Source organism: Pasteurella sp. P03HT (assembly GCF_054052285.1).
The window spans coordinates 23,103-45,906 of the sequence record NZ_JBSIUM010000007.1; the positions used below are offsets into that span (position 1 = coordinate 23,103).

Annotated in this window: 19 protein-coding genes and 1 other RNA gene; 12 read left to right on the plus strand and 8 right to left on the minus strand. The window is 39.8% G+C overall.

Going from position 1 to position 22,804, the window contains the following annotated elements; all coding sequences use genetic code 11:
• Window positions 1–94: 94 nt before the first annotated feature.
• Entirely contained in the window at window positions 95–1,153 is a 1,059-nt protein-coding gene (sohB, locus tag ACWIT3_RS06990) for a protease SohB (protein ID WP_457162035.1), read from the minus strand.
• Window positions 1,154–1,335: 182 nt separating this feature from the next.
• Between sohB and ACWIT3_RS06995 the strand changes: the two genes are divergently transcribed.
• Window positions 1,336–1,926 (plus strand): FMN-dependent NADH-azoreductase, encoded by a 591-nt coding sequence (locus ACWIT3_RS06995; protein WP_457162036.1) that lies wholly within the window; start codon window positions 1,336–1,338, stop codon window positions 1,924–1,926.
• Between the two features lie 141 nt (window positions 1,927–2,067).
• Here ACWIT3_RS06995 and ACWIT3_RS07000 read toward each other — a convergent pair whose 3' ends face one another.
• Window positions 2,068–2,943: an AEC family transporter gene (locus ACWIT3_RS07000; protein WP_457162037.1), complete on the minus strand. Its 876-nt coding sequence runs from the start codon at window positions 2,941–2,943 to the stop codon at window positions 2,068–2,070.
• Between the two features lie 337 nt (window positions 2,944–3,280).
• On the opposite strand from ACWIT3_RS07000, the gene ACWIT3_RS07005 reads away from it, so the two are divergent.
• From ACWIT3_RS07005 to can, 4 genes are all read left to right on the plus strand, one after another.
• On the plus strand, window positions 3,281–4,039 hold the full coding sequence (locus ACWIT3_RS07005; RefSeq protein ID WP_457162038.1) for an SDR family oxidoreductase: 759 nt from the start codon (window positions 3,281–3,283) through the stop codon (window positions 4,037–4,039).
• A gap of 249 nt (window positions 4,040–4,288) precedes the next feature.
• Window positions 4,289–5,488, plus strand: a complete 1,200-nt coding sequence (gene trpB / locus ACWIT3_RS07010) for a tryptophan synthase subunit beta (protein WP_457162120.1) — start codon at window positions 4,289–4,291, stop codon at window positions 5,486–5,488.
• Window positions 5,485–6,291, plus strand: coding sequence for a tryptophan synthase subunit alpha (gene trpA, locus ACWIT3_RS07015; RefSeq protein ID WP_457162039.1), 807 nt, complete (start codon window positions 5,485–5,487; stop codon window positions 6,289–6,291). The genes trpB and trpA overlap by 4 nt, the downstream gene beginning before the upstream one ends.
• 164 nt (window positions 6,292–6,455) lie before the next feature.
• Window positions 6,456–7,142 (plus strand): carbonate dehydratase, encoded by a 687-nt coding sequence (gene can, locus ACWIT3_RS07020; protein ID WP_457162040.1) that lies wholly within the window; start codon window positions 6,456–6,458, stop codon window positions 7,140–7,142.
• A 63-nt stretch (window positions 7,143–7,205) separates the two neighbouring features.
• On the opposite strand, the gene ACWIT3_RS07025 is transcribed toward can, so the two are convergent.
• The gene (locus ACWIT3_RS07025; protein WP_457162041.1) at window positions 7,206–8,810 is read right to left on the minus strand and encodes a sulfatase-like hydrolase/transferase; all 1,605 of its coding nucleotides are present in this window, start codon (window positions 8,808–8,810) and stop codon (window positions 7,206–7,208) included.
• Between the two features lie 155 nt (window positions 8,811–8,965).
• Here ACWIT3_RS07025 and ACWIT3_RS07030 point away from each other — a divergent pair, with 155 nt between their 5' ends.
• From ACWIT3_RS07030 to cydC, 4 genes are all read left to right on the plus strand, one after another.
• Window positions 8,966–9,823, plus strand: a complete 858-nt coding sequence (locus ACWIT3_RS07030) for a co-chaperone YbbN (protein WP_457162042.1) — start codon at window positions 8,966–8,968, stop codon at window positions 9,821–9,823.
• A gap of 78 nt (window positions 9,824–9,901) precedes the next feature.
• Window positions 9,902–10,858 (plus strand): thioredoxin-disulfide reductase, encoded by a 957-nt coding sequence (gene trxB, locus ACWIT3_RS07035; protein WP_457162043.1) that lies wholly within the window; start codon window positions 9,902–9,904, stop codon window positions 10,856–10,858.
• Window positions 10,859–11,032: 174 nt separating this feature from the next.
• The gene (gene cydD, locus ACWIT3_RS07040) at window positions 11,033–12,796 is read left to right on the plus strand and encodes a heme ABC transporter permease/ATP-binding protein CydD (RefSeq protein WP_457162044.1); all 1,764 of its coding nucleotides are present in this window, start codon (window positions 11,033–11,035) and stop codon (window positions 12,794–12,796) included.
• On the plus strand, window positions 12,796–14,526 hold the full coding sequence (gene cydC / locus ACWIT3_RS07045) for a heme ABC transporter ATP-binding protein/permease CydC (RefSeq protein ID WP_457162045.1): 1,731 nt from the start codon (window positions 12,796–12,798) through the stop codon (window positions 14,524–14,526). Before cydD ends, cydC begins: the two co-directional genes overlap by 1 nt.
• A gap of 30 nt (window positions 14,527–14,556) precedes the next feature.
• Here the strand turns inward: cydC and ffs are convergent.
• Window positions 14,557–14,655: signal recognition particle sRNA small type (ffs, locus tag ACWIT3_RS07050), an RNA gene on the minus strand.
• Between the two features lie 193 nt (window positions 14,656–14,848).
• Here ffs and tesB point away from each other — a divergent pair.
• Together tesB and ACWIT3_RS07060 are read left to right on the plus strand one after the other, a co-directional pair.
• Window positions 14,849–15,712 (plus strand): acyl-CoA thioesterase II, encoded by an 864-nt coding sequence (gene tesB / locus ACWIT3_RS07055; protein ID WP_457162046.1) that lies wholly within the window; start codon window positions 14,849–14,851, stop codon window positions 15,710–15,712.
• 16 nt (window positions 15,713–15,728) lie between these two features.
• A complete protein-coding gene (locus ACWIT3_RS07060; protein ID WP_457162047.1) occupies window positions 15,729–16,595 on the plus strand; it encodes a ferritin-like domain-containing protein in 867 nt (288 codons plus the stop codon).
• Window positions 16,596–16,660: 65 nt separating this feature from the next.
• Here ACWIT3_RS07060 and rlmM read toward each other — a convergent pair whose 3' ends face one another.
• Window positions 16,661–17,758, minus strand: coding sequence for a 23S rRNA (cytidine(2498)-2'-O)-methyltransferase RlmM (gene rlmM, locus ACWIT3_RS07065; RefSeq protein WP_457162048.1), 1,098 nt, complete (start codon window positions 17,756–17,758; stop codon window positions 16,661–16,663).
• Complete coding sequence (locus tag ACWIT3_RS07070; protein ID WP_457162049.1) at window positions 17,758–18,639, minus strand: transcriptional regulator GcvA; 882 nt, start codon at window positions 18,637–18,639, stop codon at window positions 17,758–17,760. Before ACWIT3_RS07070 ends, rlmM begins: the two co-directional genes overlap by 1 nt.
• Before the next feature lie 482 nt (window positions 18,640–19,121).
• On the opposite strand from ACWIT3_RS07070, the gene ACWIT3_RS07075 reads away from it, so the two are divergent.
• The gene (locus ACWIT3_RS07075; RefSeq protein WP_457162050.1) at window positions 19,122–20,141 is read left to right on the plus strand and encodes a branched-chain amino acid aminotransferase; all 1,020 of its coding nucleotides are present in this window, start codon (window positions 19,122–19,124) and stop codon (window positions 20,139–20,141) included.
• Window positions 20,142–20,233: 92 nt separating this feature from the next.
• On the opposite strand, the gene ACWIT3_RS07080 is transcribed toward ACWIT3_RS07075, so the two are convergent.
• Both ACWIT3_RS07080 and codB read right to left on the minus strand, forming a co-directional pair.
• Window positions 20,234–21,496: a cytosine deaminase gene (locus tag ACWIT3_RS07080; RefSeq protein ID WP_457162051.1), complete on the minus strand. Its 1,263-nt coding sequence runs from the start codon at window positions 21,494–21,496 to the stop codon at window positions 20,234–20,236.
• A 9-nt stretch (window positions 21,497–21,505) separates the two neighbouring features.
• Window positions 21,506–22,732, minus strand: a complete 1,227-nt coding sequence (gene codB / locus ACWIT3_RS07085; protein WP_457162052.1) for a cytosine permease — start codon at window positions 22,730–22,732, stop codon at window positions 21,506–21,508.
• Window positions 22,733–22,804: the final 72 nt, after the last annotated feature.

The window sequence follows — 22,804 nt, forward strand, 5'->3', positions numbered from 1 at the left end:
TCGACTTAATATACTAAGTTGTCTTCTAGGCAAAGTAAACTAATAAATCACTAATATTCAATAACTTTTGGTCAACTAATGTAAAGATCGTCAGCTAAAGTAATCTATTGTTATTTCTGTTTAGCCAACGTAATAATAGGTTATCTGTGCTCTCTTCAGCCTGCTTTCCCATTTTTTGTAACAGGGATTTTTTGACTGAATATTTGACAGCAAGTACCGTTTTTTCCTTGAGCGCCTGTAAAATGAGATCATCACTTGTCGAAATGTCATCAATTAACTGTAAAGTCAAGGCTTGTTGACCAAACCAATGTTCTCCCGTCGCAATTTTATCTATGTCTAACTGTGGACGATGCTGTTCAACAAACTGTTTAAAGAGTTGATGGGTTTCTTCTAATTCTTGTTGAAATTTTTGCTTTCCTTTTTCGGTATTTTCACCTAACACCGTCATGGTTCGTTTATATTCCCCCGCGGTCATGACCTCTACATCAACATCATGTTTTTTTAATAAGCGGTGAATATTGGGAATTTGAGCCACTACGCCAACGGATCCTAAAATAGCAAAAGGTGCAGCGACAATTTTATCCGCGACACACGCCATCATGTATCCCCCACTTGCAGCAACTTTATCCACTGCGACGGTCAATTTAATCCCTTGTTGCTTTAAGCGCAGTAATTGTGATGCGGCTAATCCGTAACCATGCACAACACCACCAGGGCTTTCTAAGCGCAATAACACTTCATCTTCTGGCTTCGCCGCACCAATAATCGCACTGATTTCTTCACGCAGTGCCTGAGTTTGTGACGCCATCATATCGCCTTGAAAAGTTAAAACATAGAGATGAGGTTTGCGCTCAGCATCAATCTGCTCCCCTTTTTTACGTTTTGCTTTTTCTGCTTTGAGCTTTTCTTTCTCTGCTTTTTTTTCTGCTTTTTCCTGCGCTTTTAACGCGTCTTCACTTAAATGAAAGTCATGTAATTTTTTTGTATTTTCTTGATAGGTTTCGGACAGATCCGTAACCGTCAGTTCGCCTTGTGTCTGCGCTTTTTGCTGTTTCAATGTAAAAATCATCGCCCCTATTCCCGCAATCACACACAAAATGGTTAAGACTTCTAATACAAACACACCATAACCTACCGCAATTTCAGACCACATATTTTTCTCCTTAAAACAAACGATGGGTTATCATAGCTAATTTGATTGAAAGTGCAATTAGGTCATCTATTTTTAACGATTTATTGATAATCTTTTTCTTTATGCGGCATTTATTTCATCAAAACACGCTTTATAATACAGCTCACTTAATTCTTGTGTCTTATTCATAAAAAAGGGAAAAAATGAAAAATATTTTAGTGTTAAAATCCAGTATTTCCGCAGAGCATTCACAAACGAATCACCTATCTGATTATTTAGTGGCTCAACTTAAGCCTGCTGATGTCCATGTTCGTGACTTAGCCGCCAACCCACTTCCTCATTTTGATGCTGTTGCTGCTAATGCACTACGTGGTGCGCCAAGTACAGAAAAAGAACAGGCGTTGTTAACGCTTTCTGATGAATTGGTCAAAGAAATGAAGAGTGCCGATCTCCTCGTAATTAATGCCCCGATGTATAACTTTAGTATTCCGACTCAATTAAAAAGTTATTTCGATTTTATTGCTCGTCCTCGTGTGACGTTTCAATATACTGCATCGGGACCTGAAGGCTTAGTCACAGGGAAAAAAGCTATTGTTCTGGTTGCTTTTGGTGGCATTCATCAACATAAACCGACCGATTTAGTTACGGCTTACCTTAAAACAATGTTAGCTTTCATTGGTATCACTGACGTTAAATTTGTGTATGCAGAAGGCATCGGATTAGGAACAGAAGCGATTAAAAATGCACAGGCTTCAGCAAAAAACGAAATTGATCATTTCTTATCATCACTATAAAACCGAAAGGGCAAATTGCCCTTTCTTTCTGTATTAGCATGTATTTAAAATTCCAAAAGTGCGGTCAATTTGACGACATTTTATTCGTAACTCACGCCACTTGTCCTGCGATTCCACTTTCTAGATTCTCTCGTACGATGATTACCCCCAAATAAGTAACCCTGTCACATAAACGGTGATTGCGGCTAAACTGATAATTGTCCCACAAGCAATCATACTGGCAGATTGTCCTGTTTTTAAGTAATACGTTTCCAATATGATTAAATTAGCGGCAGGTGGTAAAAAACTCAGCAAATAAAAAACAGGCTTATTTTGTGTCACTAATGTAATCTGATAATACTCTGCAACCAATATAAATAAGGTAATTAAAATAGACAAACTTACCATTCTAAACAAAAAAAGAAACCATGCGGCTTTAAAATCTGCCGATTTTAATTTGGTCGTTGCTAACCATATCCCCAATAACATCATACCTAAAAAGGTCATGGTAAATTTTAGGCACTCATACACGATATAGACATGTTGTTCGAGCCAGTCTCCCAAAGGCAACGTGACGATGCCGATCAATAACGCAATAACGGGAGGGGCTTTGATGATTTGACGTATCCGATGTCGCCAAGCGATGTCAACCGACATTAAACTCACACACGCGGAATTACAAAATAATGAGCTTCCTATATACACACTGATTAAAATCGTCGCGGCTTCACTTCCCCAGATCGCACTCCCCACGGGCAACCCTAACCACGCAATATTCAAATAAAAAAAGCATAAGCGTTTAACAGGATCATCGCCTAAAACACGACTGAGAAAAAACAGAATGAACAACATCGCCATCATCCCGAACATGATGACTAATAAGTCATTTTTAGATGTGGCAATGTTGTAAACAATGACGGATGGAATCACAAATTTCGTCAAAAACGCAGAAATCTTCCCTTTGATGTTAAAAGGAAAACGCGCCATAAACATGCCAATAAGTAAATAAACCAGAGGAGATAAAATAAAAAGTGACATGGGTCGCTCCGCACTCTGCTTGGTAAGATACTTTTTATCACTAATTTATTTCGCGATAAAACATCACAACGTTATAACATTTTCATTACATAAGTAAAGATGCAACCTGCGATAGGTTACACCTTCTTAACGCTTTTAGGTAAGCTGACTCTTCACAAGATTTATTCAACAAAAGAGAAAAAAGCTTTGAAGTTATCAGAAAATTAACGCAAGATGGAGACGATGAAATCGTATTCCTCCTATACGCTATACAGGATAAGGAAGCGGGCAAATATGCTTCATCTTTTTTATAGCATATCAAATTATCATTCTACAATTTGTCCATGAGAGGTAAAACATGAAAAAAATTGCATTCGTTACTGGGGCAACGGCAGGTTTCGGACGCGCGATCTGTCGTATTTTGGTCAAACACAATTACCGTGTCATCGGAACAGGACGACGAGCAGAACGTTTACACGCATTACAACATGAACTAGGTAATGATTTCCTTCCACTTGCGTTTGATCTGAGTGATCGTCAGGCAACTGAACAAGCGATACAGGGCTTACCAGAGGCTTGGCAATCCATTGATCTCTTAGTCAATAATGCGGGTCTAGCCCTTGGTTTAGAACGTGCAGATAAAGCCGAGTTAGACGACTGGCTACAAATGATCAATACCAATACAGTTGGTTTAGTCACAATCACGCGCTTAATCTTGCCACAGATGGTATCTCGCAATACGGGACACATTATTAATTTAGGCTCAATTGCTGGCACCTATCCTTATCCTGGTGGCAATGTATATGGCGCGACAAAAGCGTTTGTTAAACAATTCAGTTTAAATCTACGTGCTGATTTAGCGGGAACGGCTATCCGCGTAACTAACATTGAACCAGGGCTTTGTGGTGGCACCGAGTTTTCAAATGTTCGTTTTAAAGGTGATGATGAACGTGCTGCAAAATTATATGAGAATGTCAAATTCATTACACCTGAAGATATTGCCAATATTGTGCTATGGGCAAACCAACAACCTGAACATGTTAATATCAATCGGATTGAAGTCATGCCAACCGCACAAAGCAGTGCCGCACTGCATGTTGCACGCAACACACAATAACCCTGCCAACTAGGTTCAAGCACAATGTTTTGTTGTGCTTGAATCTCCACTTCTCTTCCCTATCCATTTATGTCACATGGAATACTCTCGTCCTTTTTCTGTGACTTCTCTTTTTTCTTATTTTTTTCTTCTTCCTCTTTTTCTTTGTTATTTTTTTCAAAAAACACTTGCTTTTACATTTTTACACTAGTTTAATAGTGCAAAAGATAATATCATATATTTACACCACTCACTCTCAAAGGAATAATGATGTCTGAAATGTTACTTGATTCTTACTTCGGCGAATTCGGAGGGATGTATGTCCCTGAAACGCTGATTCCCGCGCTGAAAGCACTTGAAAAAGCATTTGTTGAAGCACAGCAAGATCCTAGCTTTCAACAAGAATTTCACGATTTACTTACTCATTATGCTGGTCGCCCTACAGCCTTGACTCTCTGTCGAAATCTGACGAAAGGTACGCAAACGAAACTTTATTTAAAGCGAGAAGATTTATTGCATGGTGGTGCGCATAAAACAAACCAAGTACTCGGGCAAATTTTATTAGCCAAGCGAATGGGTAAAACACGGATTATTGCGGAAACAGGGGCTGGACAACATGGTGTTGCTACGGCATTAGCTTGTGCTTTACTTAATATACCTTGTCAGATTTACATGGGCGCGAAAGATGTAGCGCGTCAATCACCGAATGTATTTCGAATGCGTTTAATGGGGGCAACGGTAACACCAGTCACTAAAGGCGCATCATCGCTCAAAGATGCTTGTTGTGAAGCGATGCGTGATTGGGCAGAAAATTATGACCATACCCATTATTTATTGGGCACTGCGGCAGGACCTCATCCTTTCCCAACAATTGTACGTGAATTCCAAAAAATCATTGGTGAAGAAACCAAACAACAACTTTTCGCGCAGGAAGGACGCCTACCAGATATGGTCATTGCCGCAGTCGGTGGTGGCTCTAATGCGATTGGGATGTTTGCCGATTTTATTCCAGAAACAAGCGTTCGTTTAATCGGCATTGAGCCCGCTGGAAAAGGCATTTCAACAGGTAAACATGGCGCCCCACTACGCCATGGTACAACAGGCATTTATTTTGGTATGAAAGCGCCCTTAATGCAGACTACAGAAGGGCAAATTCAAGAATCCTATTCGATTTCTGCGGGACTTGATTTTCCGTCTGTTGGACCCCAACACGCTTACTTACACGCAATTGGTCGAGCTGAATATGAATCCATTACCGATGATGAAGCGTTAGAAGCGTTTCAAGCGCTGGCTCAACATGAAGGCATCATTCCTGCTCTCGAAAGTGCGCACGCTTTAGCCTATGCCTTAAAACTGATCCGCCAAGCACCTAATAAAGCGCAACTGCTCGTCGTAAACTTATCTGGACGAGGAGATAAAGACATTTTTACCGTAGACAAAATCTTAGCTGAAAAAGGAGCGTCTGCATGAGTCGTTTTGATACCCTATTTCATCAATTAAAAAGCCAACAAGCGTGTGCTTTTATGCCACAATTAACGTTGTGTGATCCTGATTCAACACGTTCATTTGAGCTGATTTGTACGTTGATCGATAACGGCGCAGACGCGTTGCAATTAAGTTTACCCTTTTCTGATCCCTTGTTAGACAGTCCAGCAATTCAAGCGGCTAATCAGCGAGCCTTATCCTCGGACGGCGGAACAAAAACCAGTTTTCAGTTGATTGCCAAGGTACGTGCACGCTACCCGACCCTTCCGATTAGTCTTATGCTTTGTGCCAATTTAGTCTATGCCCAAACGCTTGATGGATTTTATCAACGTTGTGCAGAAGTCGGTATCGATGCCGTTTTTATTGTGGATTTGCCGTTGCTCAGCCGTGAAGAATTTCTTCCTTTTGCCCGAAAATATGGGATTCAGCAAGTTTTTATGTGTCCACTTCATACTACGGAAGCCACACTTAATGAGGTCGCAACCTATTCAGAAGGCTATGTTTATCTACCCGCTCTGCCACATTGTGCCTCAACAGATAGCATTGTGAAATTACGTGATCTGGTACGCCAACTACAATCGGCTAATTCTGCCCCAATTATGCTCAATCTGGGGACGATTCCCCCTCAACATGTGATGGAAATCTTATCTAATGGTATTGCTGGTATGATCACCAGTGAAAGCGTAGTTGAAGTCATTGAAAACCACCTTGATACGCCCGCTATGTGCTTAACAAAACTCGCTGATCTTGCTCAAAATACGAAAAAACTGACCGCTCTTAAAGCATAATCTCTTCACAAGCCCGATTCGAACTGAGTCGGGTTCACATTTTAGCTGGTCAGGTTGAGATAAATACAATCAACTAGGAACAATTTTTTTCCCCTTTCTTTACCCATTATCTGTTTCTACGCTATACTAACGCCCTATTTTTGCTGTATGGACGATCACACTTAATGAAGAAAATTGAACAACTTTTTGCCAATAACTATAGCTGGGCATTACGTATGAAAGAGGAAAACTCTTCTTACTTTCAAGAATTGGCAGACCACCAGACGCCAAGCTATCTTTGGATTGGCTGCTCAGACAGCCGTGTTCCTGCAGAAAAATTAACAAATTTAGGTCCAGGGGAATTATTTGTACATCGCAATGTGGGCAATCAAGTCATCCATACGGACTTAAACTGTCTATCTGTTGTGCAATATGCTGTAGATGTATTAAACATTGAACACATTATTATTTGTGGCCATACCAATTGTGGCGGGATTAAAGCCGCCATGGCAGATCAAGATCTTGGGCTAATCAATAACTGGTTACTTCATATTCGAGATATTTGGTACAAACACAGTCATTTACTTGGCAATTTATCACCAGAAAAGCGTGCGGATATGTTGACACGCATTAATGTCGCAGAACAGGTGTATAACTTAGGTAGCTCGTCGATTATTAAATCCGCTTGGAAAAATGGGAAAAAACTTTCTTTACATGGCTGGGTTTATGACGTCAATGATGGCTTTTTAATCGATCAAGGTGTCATCGCAACCAGTCGAGAAAGCCTAGAAATTTCTTATCGTAACGCCATTGCCCGTTTGTTGAAGCTCAGCGAAGATGAAATTGTAAAAAAAGAACAAGATACAGAATAAACAAAAACAGCACGTAATAACCGTGCTGTTTTTACATAAACGACCATAACCATGATGATGCGATTAAAACGTGATCGGATCCTCATCTAATTCATCAAAATCGACATGTTTCTCAAAGTTAAACACTTTGATATGTTCATCGTCTTTCTGTGAAAAGAAATTATAGTATGGATCTAATTCTTGTGTCGTAATATTTAGCCACTGCGCGAACCCATACATAAAATTAACCGCACTGCGCTTTACATTCACCAGGTTTCGTACCCTGTCATCACTTGCCAATTTAACAAAGGGCACCTCATAATTTGATTTAAATTTGACATCGTAATCTAAATTCAATGTGCTTGGGTTTTCTTTTTCAATATGATTCAAGCCATGATCAGAAAAATAAATAAGCGAATAAGGTTCATTTTTATCTTTTAATAACTGCACGACTTCTTGGATTAATGTATCAGTTTTCAAAATACTGTTGACATAGCAAGACATTTTTTCATTCACAAACGTTAATTTTTTCTCGTGTTCCTGAATACGCTGACAAAAATCTTGGTGCGACCCCATTAAGTGTAAAACAAATAATCTCGCTCGTGCAGAAGTCAAGAGCGGGCTTGCTAAACGCACTTTTAATTGCTCAACCAGTTTCACATCATCTTCATTATTCCCCGTATTAAACCCGCCCTTTTTAGTAAAATAGAAAAAATCTGCACTCGCACCAATTCGGCTTGCCATCGTATCGTATTTTCCAATACTTCCTTGATTAGATAACCAATTTGTCTCAATATTCGCCGCTTTAGCAAGCGTAATAATGTTATAACGATAATCCACTTTCTTCTCTTTTTTAAAATACAAAGAGTTTAAAAGCGAATGATACGTCGCGGGTGCAGCCGAAATATAACCACTATTGATATATCCTTTTGTTTGATCGAGAAAAGGCGTTGTTGGTAAAGAAAAACCATATGTAGACAGGTAATCTCGACGCGCACTTTCTCCTATAATCAAGACATAATTTCGGTATGTAGGCGAAACTGATTGGATTTGCCAAGGAGGTGTAGCTGACGCAGCCTGTTCTAATGCTGCTTTTTCCATCACATAATCACGCACACTGTCATAAATATTGACGTAAAAAGAAATACTATTAATCGGACTATTCGCTAATGTCCATCTCGTTTCTTCGTCTTCGCTCGCATGTGTGAAATAAAATTGTGTTGGTGCAAAAACGAGAGTGAAAGCAAAAACAAGACATAATCCCCTCTGCATCATGCGTTTTTTCTTATCTATAGGAGAGCGTTGGTGATATTTTTTGAGACGAAGTAAAACTACAGCACACAAAATATAAAATAATGGCACCATCAGGTGTGACAACGAGATTTTCTGGATAAACTCCAACGACTCTGAAACAGACGTTTCCAAAAATGCGGCCACCATGCCCGAGTTTAATGAACCATAATAAAGTGAAATGGGATAATACACAGCCAATGTAACCGTGATAAAACTAATGACAACAGAAAACAGTCTTTCATGATAAGAATACAGTAAGTAATAAAAAATAAAGGTGCCAAATATGGCGTAAGGTGTACTTGACTCGGGTGAAATGAAAAAAGACCAAAAAGAAAAGACGAATAACCAAATATAAAATGCTCTTCTTTTTAAATAACGAACTAAATTTTGATACATTTTGTACAGCTAACTCATTGAAATAAATCATATTATAAAGAAAAATGTATCATTTGCTAAGTGCAATACATTAAATCTTTATCATCATATAGCGCTATTTTCTGAGAGAGAGCTTTGGTAGAATGAAGTCATTTGAAAATCACAAGGATAATGACATGGGTAGCCCACACTATTTGATTGACATTAATGAACAAAACTTAACTGAAACATTGCAGTTATCACAACAATCCCCGTTGGTCATCACGTTTTATGCACCGAGTCATCCCGCTTCGGTTGACTTTACTGCGTTATTGCAACGTTATGCAGAACAATATCAAGGGCAATTTGTTCTCGCCAAAGTCAATTGTGAACAAGAACAAAATATTGCCGCACAATTCCGCCTTCAAACACTGCCTACAACTTATCTCTTCAAAGCAGGACAAGCACTAGATGCGTTTCAAGGCGCGTTAGATGAACAGACGTTACAACAGCGTCTCGCGCTCATCTTACCCAAGGAAGAAGACATCAAATTTATGCAGGCATTAACGTTACTTGAAACAGAACAGTATCAAGATGCTCTGCCATTATTAAAAGAGGCTTGGGAACTGTCAGACAAACGCAATAGTGATATTGCACTACTGTATGCAGAAACCTATATTGCGATGAAAAAAACTGAACCCGCACAAGCCATTTTAAATCAAGTTCCGCGACAAGATCGGGATAGCCGCTGGCAAGGATTATCTGCCCAAATTGATTTATTGATCCAAGCCGCTGATACCCCAGAAATTCAGCAACTGCAAGCAGACTTTGCCCGTCAACCGACAGGACAATTGGCATTAAAATTAGCCGTTCAACTCCATCAGGCAAACCGTAATGAAGAGGCGTTATCGCTCTTGTTTGATTTATTAAAACACGATCTCAATGCAGAAAATGGCGAAGTGAAACAGCAATTTCTCTCCATTATTGCGGCAATTGGACAAGCTGACCCGCTGAGTAATCAATATCGTCGTTTGTTATACTCCCTATTATATTAATAGTAGGATTAGTGATAGCCTGTACGGCATGAAGCGTCTATAATACGTACACGACATGTTATATAAAGGATGAATCAAATGGACTCAATTAAACATAGCAAATTATTAATTTTAGGCTCAGGTCCCGCTGGCTATACTGCAGCAATTTATGCTGCGCGTGCGAATTTAAAACCCGTTTTAGTCACAGGGCTACAACAAGGCGGTCAGCTCACGACGACAACGGAAATCGAGAACTGGCCAGGGGATTTTGGTGAGACAACAGGACCTGAATTAATGCAACGCATGTTACAACATGCGGAAAAATTTGACACTGAGATCATTTTTGATCATATCAACCGCGTTGATTTATCTTCTCGCCCGTTCAAATTATATGGTGATGTGCAAACTTTTAGTTGCGATGCGTTAATCATCGCAACAGGTGCTTCTGCCCGTTATTTAGGTTTACCTTCTGAAGAAGCCTATAAAGGACGTGGGGTATCGGCTTGTGCAACTTGTGATGGTTTTTTCTATCGTAACAAACCTGTTGCGGTTATCGGTGGAGGCAATACCGCTGTTGAAGAAGCGTTATATCTAGCCAATATTGCCTCTGAAGTCCATTTAGTCCACCGCCGTGACAGCTTCCGTAGTGAAAAAATCTTAATTGATCGTTTAATGAAAAAAGTAGAAGAGGGCAAAATTATTTTGCATACTCACCGTACATTAGATGAAGTATTAGGTGATAACATGGGTGTAACAGGGATTCGCTTAAAAGACACACAATCCGATCAAACCGAAGTCCTAACGTTAGACGGCGTTTTTGTGGCAATTGGTCATGCGCCTAATACCGATATTTTTGCTGGACAACTTGAACTCAACAACGGTTATATTGTTGTCAAATCAGGTTTAGCTGGAAATGCTACCGCAACGTCAGTGGAAGGAGTATTCGCCGCGGGAGACGTTATGGATCATAATTATCGCCAAGCGATTACTTCCGCAGGAACAGGCTGCATGGCAGCTCTGGATGCTGAACGTTATTTAGATGCACTTGCTGGTTAAATATCGTTGTTGATAAAAATGGCTTTTTATCTGTGCTCGGCTCATGTTACATTAGCTAACATAGCTTGCCTAATTCGCACAGATTAACGTCATCAGACTAAGGACGCACTTCAAGCGTCCTTCCGTCTTTATAAGAAGATTGATATAACAATAACTTTAAAACCCACTTTCACTATGCAAAAAGCTCGTCAAAAATATTTACAAAAATGGCTTTGGTCACAACAAAAACCAATTAAAAAGCTATTAAATTTAAATATCCTACTAGCCTCTTTTTCTTCTGTCATCTTAGTGATGAATACTTATTTTTTAGCAAATTTACTACATCATTTGATCATGCTAAACACACCACGTAGTGAATTATTGCTTGATTTTGTCGGCTTAGTTGTAGGTTTCGCACTACGTGCCTTCATTTTATGGGTACGTGAACAAATCGGTTTTAAGTGCGGTCGCATTTTACGTAATACGATCCGCCAACAAATTTTAGAAAAAATCCATCAAGTTGGTCCCGCAACTATCAATAATAAACCCGCTGGTAGCTGGGCAACCATCATGTTAGAGCAAGTGGAAAATTTACATAACTATTATGCACGTTATTTACCTCAACAAGCACTGTCTGCAATTGTTCCTGTAGTTATTCTGATTGCCGTTTTCCCACTGAACTGGGCAGCGGGGTTAGTATTGATGATTACTGCGCCCTTGATTCCTATTTTTATGATTTTAGTCGGGATCGCTGCTGCTGACAGCAGTCAAAAAAATATGGCAACATTAGCCAAATTAAGTGGACAATTTCTAGATCGTTTACGTGGGTTAGAAACTTTGCGCTTATTTAATCGTACAACAGAACAAACACAGCATATTGAGGAAAAAACAGAAGATTTCCGAGAAACCACAATGGATGTATTAAAAATGGCATTTCTCTCTTCTGCTGTCTTAGAATTTTTTACCTCCATTTCCATTGCATTAATGGCGGTTTATTTTGGCTTCAGTTATTTAGGTGAATTAAACTTTGGTACCTACAATGCGCCACTCACGCTATTTGTGGGTTTCTTCTGTCTTATTCTCGCACCTGAATTTTATCAGCCCCTACGCGATCTCGGTACATACTATCATGATCGTGCTGCAGGAATTGGTGCGGCTGATGAAATCGTCAACTTCTTAGAAACCAAACATATCACAGCTCAATCAACCCAGGATAAATCCTTTGAGACAGAAAGTGCGGTCGATATTTTAGCAAATAATCTTGTTGTCCTTTCGCCACAAGGAATTCCTCTTACACAACCGCTGAACTTTCATCTTCCTGCTCAAAGTCACACTGCCTTAGTGGGACAAAGTGGTGCGGGTAAAACTTCGTTAATTAATACCATACTGGGTTTCCTCGCGTATGAAGGTAGCCTAAAAGTCAATGGGATCGAATTAAAAGAGATGAATTTAGCTGACTGGCGTAAACACATTGCGTGGGTGGGGCAAAACCCGCTATTACTACAAGGGACAATTAAAGAAAATTTATTGCTTGGTGAGATCAACGCCACGACAGCACAAATTGACCACGCCTTAACGCTTGCTCAAGCCAAAACGTTTACCGATAAATTAGGATTAACGCGCGAAATTAAAGAGGGAGGATTAGGTCTCTCCGTTGGGCAGGCACAACGCCTTGCGATTGCACGAGCATTATTACGACAAGGCAAACTATTATTACTCGATGAACCCACAGCTAGTTTAGATGCACAATCGGAAAACTTGGTGTTACAAGCATTACAACAAATGAGTCAACATCAGACGACTTTGATGATCACGCATCGTATTGAAGATTTAAAACAATGTGATGCTATTTTAGTCATGCAAAATGGGGCGATCATCCAACAAGGGCATTTTGAACAGCTTCAACATGATGGTTTTTTTGCTGAATTATTAGCTCAACGAAAACAGGATGTAAACTAATGCGTGCGTTATTCCCTTTTTTACGTTTATTTAAACATGCAAAACTGACCTTAATTTTAGGTGTCATCCTCATGATCACTGGTTTAGCTGCGAGTATCGGTTTATTGACCTTGTCTGGTTGGTTCTTAGCGGCAACGGCTATTGCGGGCGTTGGGACATTATTTAATTTTTTCTACCCTTCAGCTAGCGTGAGAGGATTAGCGATTGGACGCACTGTCGCACGTTACTTTGAAAAAATCGTGACTCACGATGCTACATTTCGTGTGTTAGCAAAATTACGTGTTCAAGTTTTTCAGAGATTAATTCCCCTTAGTCCTGCGGTCTTAAATCGCTACCGTAACAGTGACTTATTAAACCGTTTAGTTGCTGATGTAGACACGCTCGATAGTCTGTATCTACGTTTAATTGCGCCTTTCATCAGCGCAATTGTTGTGATTAGTTTAATTACACTAGGGCTAAGTGTTATCCATATTCCCCTTGCTTTATTTATTGGGTTAACGCTCCTCCTCTTTTTGCTCATTATTCCTACAGTGTTTTATCACCTTGGCACCAAATTCGGTTACCGACTCACTGAAGCAAGAGCGCAATATCGCACACAATTTGTGGAGTTTATTCAAGCACAAGCCGAACTACTGTTATTTAATGCTGAACAACAACAGAAACAAAAACTCAACCAAACTGAACAACAATGGCAACAATATCAACAGAAAGAAGCCAATCTGGCAGGATTGTCCAGTGCCATTTTACTGCTTGTGAATGGTTTAATTCTTTCTACTACATTATGGTTTGCTGCAGAAGCCGATTTAGGTTCAGGTATGTACAAAGCTGCGCTCATGGCATTATTTACATTCTCTGCCCTGGCGGCATTCGAAATTCTCATGCCCATTGGTGCAGCATTTTTACACATTGGACAAGTCATTGCCTCCGCGGAACGTGTCAGTGAAATTATCGAACAAACTCCTCTGGTTAAATTTGAAGGAACACGCGCGTTTGAACCTCATATAGTCCCCCTTATCCAAGCTAAACAACTTTGTTTTGCTTATCCTGAACGGGATAACCTCGCACTTAACCATGTCGACTTAACTATTATGTCTGGACAGAAAGTTGCGATTTTAGGTAAAACAGGCAGTGGGAAATCCACATTATTACAATTACTTGTGCGTAATTATGATGCGGATAAGGGGTCATTACTCTTATCTGGTGCACCTATTGAGACTTATTCTGAACAAGCGCTCCGTCAACAATTGTGCTTCTTAACCCAACGAGTGCATGTATTCAGCGACACCTTGCGCCAGAATTTGCAACTTGCTAATGATAGCTTCATTCCTGATCAAAAAATGATAGATGTATTAAAAAAAGTGGGATTGGATAAACTTCTTGAGCAAGTTGAAGGGTTAGATGTATGGCTAGGTGATGGTGGTCGTCCACTCTCGGGAGGGGAACAACGTCGTCTCGGTTTAGCGCGAGTATTATTGAATGATGCCCCTATTTTGTTGCTCGATGAACCAACAGAAGGATTAGATCGTGAAACAGAACGACATATTCTCCGTTTGGTTCTTGAACATGCTGCCAATAAAATACTCTTGATGGTCACTCATCGCTTAACCTTTATTGAACAATTTGATTTGCTTTGTGTGATTGATGATGCCAAGCTGATTGAACAAGGTCGTTACGATGAATTAATTAATCAAGAAAAAGGTTACTTTAAACAATTAGTGGACAGAATTTAATATTAGGAGATAGAGATAAGTTGGGAGGAAACCTTCCCAGCTTTATCTCGGCACACAGAAATTCTGACTTTGGCTGCTTTCTTCCGAACCTGACCAGGTAAATCAGACCCTATTGCGAGGAACCGAGAAGGTTTCCATTGAATAACCACAAAATAACTTCTTCTGTGATTAGGTGGCGTATTATGCAATAAGATTCCCCATATTGCAAATATTGGTTTTTATTTCTGTTTAATTGCTTATTTTTTAAGTAAAATTAACACTTTTCAATACAAGACCACGATACATTTCACAGAGCATATCGCTATGCCATAAGGAATAAACGATGTCTAATGTTTTACACAATTTAATTGCACTACTTAAACTCGAACGTATTGATGATTTTTTGTTTCGTGGTAGCAGTGAAGATCTGGGCTTACGCCAAGTATTTGGCGGTCAAGTGGTTGCTCAAGCGTTATCTGCAGCTATCCAAGTCGCCCCACAAGACCGAGTACTCCACTCTTGCCATGCTTACTTTTTATCGCCTGGTGACAGTCAGCACCCGATTATTTATGATGTTGAAACTTTACGTGAAGGACGTAATTTCACCGCATTACGAGTGAAAGCCATTCAGCATAATGAGCCAATTTGCCATATCACCGCATCATTTCAAAATGAAGAAACAGGGTTTGATCACCAAAGTGTCATGCCACAAGTTGCGGAACCTGATGAGTTTATTTCAGAAAGTTTGATTATTCAAAAGCTTGCCCCTTATATTCCAGAGGCAATACGCGAAAAATTTACGGCAGAACGCCCTTTTGATATTCGCGCTAAATATGTCAATAATCCATTTCATGGTACGACTTTGCCTGCAGAACAATTTGCTTGGGTGAAAGCAAATGGTCAAGCTCCGTTAGATCAAAAAATTCAGCAATGCTTATTAGCTTACTTTTCCGATTTTCATTGTTTATTGACCGCACTTCATCCACATGAAAAAGGCTTTTTACAAGCGGGTATGAAAGTTGCTACGATTGACCACTCGATTTGGTTCCACCGCCCTTTTGATCTCAATGATTGGTTGTTATATGCCATTGAAAGTAATAATGCGTTTGGGGCAAGAGGATTAGCACGTGGACAAATTTTTGATCGCCAAGGTCGCCTTATCGCAACCACACAACAAGAAGGATTAATTCGTTATTCACCAGTTTAACCACACAAGGAAAACCATGACTGAATTTTGGCATGCTATTACCACCGCTTTAACTGAAACCAACCCAGAGAAAAAATGTGCCCAAGTCAATCACTTGTATGATGTTCTGCTTCCTCATGTTGCACTGACGGATGTTGCTGACTTTCCAGTAGTGACGCCTGAGCAAGATATTGCAGGCTTTCCACACAAACCACAACGGGTTGCCCCGAAAGATGTCCCGAAAAGAGCATTTAGTACCAATGAAGGCTATGCGGCTACTCTGCATGCAATAGCGCATATTGAATTTAATGCAATTAACTTAGGGCTTGATGCTGCCTGGCGTTTCGGACGCTGTGCCCAACTTGAACTCCAGCAAGGCATGGCATTTGTGAAAGATTGGCTACGTGTTGCGCGCGAAGAAAGCACACATTTCACTTTGCTCAATACCCATTTACACACACTGGGTTATCAATATGGTGACTTTGAAGCCCACGCGGGGTTATGGGAAATGTCTCAAGCGACAGCACATGATATCTGGGAACGGATGGCATTAGTGCCTAGAGTCTTAGAAGCACGAGGTTTAGATGCCACGCCCGTATTACAAGAGAAAATTCGTCAACGTAAAGATGATGAAGCAGTCGCTATACTTGATGTGATTTTACGTGATGAAATTGGACATGTTTCAATTGGGAATCATTGGTATCACGCGCTATCCACTCAACGTGGTCTAGATGCGATGAAATGCTTTGCAGAATTGCTGCATAAATATCGGATCGTCATCTTTAAAGGTGTGATTAATACGGACGCACGTATTCAAGCTGGTTTTACACAATATGAACTCGATTGGATTTATGAAATCGAACAAACGTTGAAACAACATATCAAGACTGTTCGAGCGAGCTAATCTTTACAAGGCAGCCCTTTGTCTGCCCTGTTTCATCCCCATAAACATCCAAAAGACCACACAGATTAGTGCGGTCTTTTTACTGCAATGTGTACGGTAATTTCTTCTCTATCATGATAAAGATGTTTCGCTTGAATCTGATAACTTAATTCGTGCTTGGCTAATTCATCTTCTATCTGCTGTAAACATTTCTGCACTTCAAGATAACGCTTTTTCATTGGTAATTTAAGATTAAAAATCGTTTCATAACACCAACCATTCACAAGCCATTTCAAGATTAAATTTGCGATACGACTAGGCTGTTCAACCATGTCACAAACTAACCAATCAATTTTAGTCCGTTTAGGTGGCTGAAACTTAAACCCATCTTCTGCACAATGCTCAATGCGTCCTGTTTCGTGTAGGCTGTCTGCCATTTTGCCATGATCAACGGCATAAACAAATAAACCTCGCTTCACTAATTGATAAGTCCATCCACCTGGGCATGCACCTAAATCCACAGCATACATCTTGTCATTTAAACGCTGTGCTGCACTCTCTTTTGGAATAAATGCTAAAATAGCTTCTTCTAATTTTAATGTTGAGCGACTTGGCGCATCCGCAGGAAATTTGAGACGTGGGATGCCCATAAAATGCACACAATGATATTGATTATAAGAATACCCGACGTAACAACTGTTTGTATTAATGAAAAAGACATGTAGCGTAAGTGTGCGCGATGGATTAGCCGTTGCACCTAACCAACCTTGTGTTTTTAATGCTTGACGTAATGGCACCGTAAATTTACGACAAAAACCAAGGCGCTCTTTTGCTTGATTGGTGTCTGCTGTTTCTACCCAAATTTCATTACTCTGTTTAAGATTAATCTGCGTTGCTACGTTTTGGTATTGTTGAAGAATAGGCGAAATCCGATCATGCAATGGCAAATCAGTCAATAAATCCGACACCACTAACAATTGACGAGCAAAAATGAGCTGATTGACAGGTATCATTCTTGCTAACTGATCCGCTTCCCCATCTTGATAACATTCAAAGACGCAGTACCCACTATTTTCAACGACACGTGCAAAACCAAACACACCCAGTGCGCTAGCTTTTTCTGTGATTTCTGCCGCCACTTCTTTTTCAAATCCCGAACGGCAATATAAAATTAATTTATTCATTACTTCTGTTTCATTGTTTCAATGATCCAAGCTCGGAAGGCTTGAATACGTTCATCATTTACATCAAAGTGATTCACCACATAAAAGGACTTGGGATCATGTAAGTTCGTAGGGAGAACCACTTGTAAATTACCATTATCAATCTCTTGCTGGGCTAAAATACGGTTGGCAAGTACCAATCCTTGCCCATGTATTGCAGCTTGCAACGCCATGAAAGTGTGACTAAATAACGAGCCTTGTTGAATATTCAACTCATCAAGCTGCAAAAAATTAGCCATGTTTTTCCAGTTATCACGCGTATGTGTATGAATTAAGGTATGGTTTTTCAAATCTTCTTTTTGCTGAACGGGATGTTGTTCTAATAATTTGGGTGAGGCTAAAATGAGAAGGTTTTCTTCAACTAATTTTTCAACCTGCAAATTCTCCCAATTTCCTTGTCCATAATAAATCGCGATATCAATATCTTTGCTTAGCAAGCCTTCGTCTTGATCAACGCCCTTCAAACGCACTTCAATCTCAGGATAGTGCTGATTAAAGTCACTTAAATGTGGGACCAGCCATTGTATACCGAATGTTTGCGGTACGCTAATTGTAAGATGTTTATTATTTTTTTGTGCTAATAATTTATCCGTTGACTCTGCTAATCGATGCAATATTTTCGTGATATCCGTGAAATATGCTTTCCCTAATTCGGTCAATTCTAACGCACGATTCTTCCGTTTAAATAATGTAATGCCTAAAAAATCTTCTAACAGTTTTATTTGATGACTCACGGCGGCCTGTGTGACAAACAATTCTTCAGCCGCTTTTGTGAAGCTTAAATGCCTTGCTGCAGATTCAAATGCTTTCAATGAATTCAAGGGAGGCAAACGTTTACACATATACTCTTCTCAATGTTAAATTTTTGATCTATAATAGAAAAAATGCACTTCGCATTAGTTTTTTTAATGTTTGATATAAAAAAATATCGATTGTTCATACCCATACTTCCCCTTAAAATGCCCTCATACTTAATGAATGGTAATTCCTTACTGGTTAAGAGTTTTCGGACTTAAGTATGATGTTGTGTTTGCATATTGTTTGGGAAACCAAACAGAGTAACTTTTACAGTTACTTATTTTCACTTCCTGTATATTTATTTTAAACCCTTTTGGTTATACACCGCTCATTTGAGCGGTGTTTTTTTATGTCTAGAATTTTAACATAGCCACTTGCTGATTGCTTGTTTAACTTCAAGATATTTCGTTTTTCTGCCGTTATTATTCAATTCACTAAATTTTTTTACGCAAAGGCTTGCAAGCCATCAAGAATGGTGTAGATTAAAAAGTACTCTCAAACACAATAAAATAGAAAGGACATAACAATGACAAAAAATATTGATTGGCAGAATTTGGGCTTCGGTTATATCAAAACGGATTATCGCTATATTGCCTATTGGAAAGACGGTAAATGGTCTAAAGGGGAATTGACAAAAGATAACGTTTTACACATCAGTGAAGGTTCCACTGCATTACACTATGGTCAGCAATGTTTTGAAGGCTTAAAAGCCTATCGTTGTAAAGATGGTTCGATCAATTTGTTCCGTCCCGATCAAAATGCAGAGCGTATGCAACGCAGTTGTCAACGTTTATTAATGCCGACAGTACCAACCGACATGTTTATCGATGCCTGTAAACAAGTTGTCAAAGCAAACCAAGAATGGCTAGCCCCTTATGGTACAGGTGCAACACTCTATCTACGTCCTTTCTTAATTGGTGTAGGTGATAATGTTGGTGTAAATCCCGCTCCAGAATATATTTTCTCTATCTTTTGTTGTCCTGTTGGCGCCTATTTTAAAGGTGGATTAAAACCAACAAATTTCTTAGTGTCTAACTATGACCGCGCAGCACCACAAGGTACGGGTGCCGCCAAAGTGGGAGGAAACTATGCTGCCAGTTTATATCCTGGCAAAAAAGCTAAATTAAATGGTTTTGGTGACTGTATTTATCTCGATCCAACTACCCATACTAAAATTGAAGAAGTCGGTTCTGCAAACTTCTTTGGGATCACAAAAGACAATAAATTTATTACCCCACTCTCTCCTTCTATTTTGCCAAGTATCACAAAATATTCCTTACTTTATTTAGCCAAAGAACGCTTGGGCTTAGAAACAGAAGAGGGAGATGTATATATTGATCAATTAGATCAATTTAAAGAAGCAGGGGCCTGCGGTACTGCCGCCGTGATTACACCAATTGGCGCTATTCAATATGGCGATCACTTCCATGTATTTTATTCAGAAACTGAAGTAGGTGAAGTGACCACAAAATTATATAACGAACTGGTAGGCATTCAGTTTGGTGATATTGAAGCGCCTGAAGGCTGGATTGTAAAAGTCGAATAACACAACTATCTAAAAAAGTGCGGTCAAATTTTCTAAATTTTTGACCGCACTTTCATTTTGATGGTTTTAATCCTGACTGAACGCCATCACACCTAACAATAGGTAATCGACTCAGCCTGATCTAAATAGATCTGTGTTTCCGCCAACTTGGTTTCTGCAATGACTTTACCAAAACGAATAGAGTAACGTGTCGGTACTTGTCTTCTTACTGCATCAAACCCATTTTTAGCAGGTAAAATAATTAAGTGAGCAGAATTTCCTTCTTGCAGACCATAATCTGTTAGCCCTAGCGCTTTGGCGCTATTTTCTGTCACTAATTTCAATCCCTCATTGATCTGACCATAGCCCATTAACTGACAAACATGCAAGCCCATATGTAACACTTGCAACATATTGGCTGTCCCTAATGGATACCAAGGGTCAAACACATCGTCGTGTCCAAAACACACATTGATCTGATTCTTCAACATTTCTTTGACACGTGTGATCCCACGACGTTTAGGATAAGTATCAAATCGTCCTTGTAGATGAATATTCACTAATGGATTCGCCACAAAATGAATACCAGACATTTTCAATAAACGGAATAAACGTGAAGCATACGCTCCGTTATAAGAGTGCATTGCCGTCGTATGACTTGCAGTGACCTTATCACCCATTTCATATTTCAATGCAAGTGCTGCAACGGTTTCAACAAAGCGAGATTGTTCATCGTCAATTTCATCACAATGAATATCAATTTGCTTGCCGTATTTCCGTGCGATATTAAAGGCTATGTGCATCGACTCAACGCCATATTCGCGAGTAAATTCGAAATGCGGGATACCGCCAACAACATCCGCCCCCATTGCCATCGCTTGATCCAATAACGCCTCACCATTTGGATAGGATAAAATGCCTTCCTGAGGAAAAGCCACAATTTGTAAGTCAATCCAAGGTGCAACTTCTTTTTTAACCTCTAGCATAGCTTTCAATGCCGTTAATGTGGGATCAGACACATCGACATGTGTACGCACGTATTGCACCCCATTTGCAATCTGCCACTTCAACGTTTTCCACGCACGCGCTTTCACATCTTCGTGGCTTAATAACGATTTTCGCTCTGCCCAACGCTCAATGCCTTCAAATAAAGTACCCGACTGATTCCAATTCGGTTGTCCTGCAGTTTGAGTCGCATCAAGATGAATATGTGGCTCAACAAACGGTGGATACGCAATCCCCCCCTCAGCATCAAGAATTTTCCCTTCATAAGCGATAACTTCATCATGTGGACAAATACGTGCAATCTTGTCATTTTCAACCAGAATTTGCCAAAGTCCTTCTTTATTTGCCAAATGTACATTTTTAATTAACATCACCGATTCCTATTTTGTTGCCAGTTTTTTTGCTAATAATGGATTAAGAATTAAATATGAAATAGCACCACCCAATACTGCATTCACTGGAATAATACCTGGTAAGTATTTGCCACAAGCCACACCAATCGCAACGGCTACAATGGCAATCCAGTTGATATTCACAAATTTTGCCTGCTCAAACTCTTGGTAAGCCTGACGACGTAAGAGATAATCAGCAATGATCACCCCACCCACAGGAGGAATCGCCGATGATAAGAACGTTAACCAACCAACAAAGTTATTGTATAACCAAAGCGCAGACAACGTACCAATCGCACCATTTACCATCGATAAAATACGGCTACTTAATCCCGTGATATTGGCAAAACCTAAACCAGACGCATACAATGCATTATCATTCGTAGTCCAAATGTTCAAACCAAGTACAATGATAGCAGGTAAAATTAAGCCCTGTGCTACCATCACATCCGAAATATCAGCCATGCCTTTCACTGATGCCCCTGCTGCTCCAAAAATAAACATCAACGAGTTACCTAAGAAAAAGGCAATCATACTGATAATAATCGCTTGCTTTGGCACACGACCGAAACGTACGAAATCCGCAGTTAAACTCCCAGCACTAATAAATGAACCAACCACTAATGTAATTGCCATCGATAAAGGCATACTTTCTTTTGGCACAATTTGGCGCAACACATCTAATCCACCCGCATCAGTCACAGCAAGATAAACGGAATAAGAGCCCAATAGTGCAATCGCAGGCACTGCCACTGCCGATAAAATAGTAAGTGCAGAAATACCAAAGTAAACGGTGATCGTCATTAATGCACCAGAAAGGATAATTAAGGTATTGACATCAATTCCAGTGACTTTATTTACAGGAATCGCAAACATAGCCACCCCAACGCCAAACCAACCGACCTGTGTTCCACCTAATAATAATGAGGGCAACCAAGATCCTTTCACACCAAAGGAATAACGCGCCAAAATGTGTGTCGTCAGCCCCGTTTTTGCTCCGATATACCCTAGACAAGAGGTATAGACCCCCAACATTAAGTTACCCACTAAAATAGCCGTCCAAAAATCATCATAAGTTAATGAGGTCCCTAATGTTCCCCCTGTCCACATACTTGCAGAGAAAAAGGTCAACCCTAGCATTACAAAAGTCAGGGCAATTCCCCCTTTACGTTCATGCTGTGGGACTGGCTTTAAACTAAAATTATCTAAGCTCATTATCAATTCCTTGGTTAAAAATTAAAAAAATCGTTGCATTATAATCCCATAGCACAGAAAAGCAAACGTTTG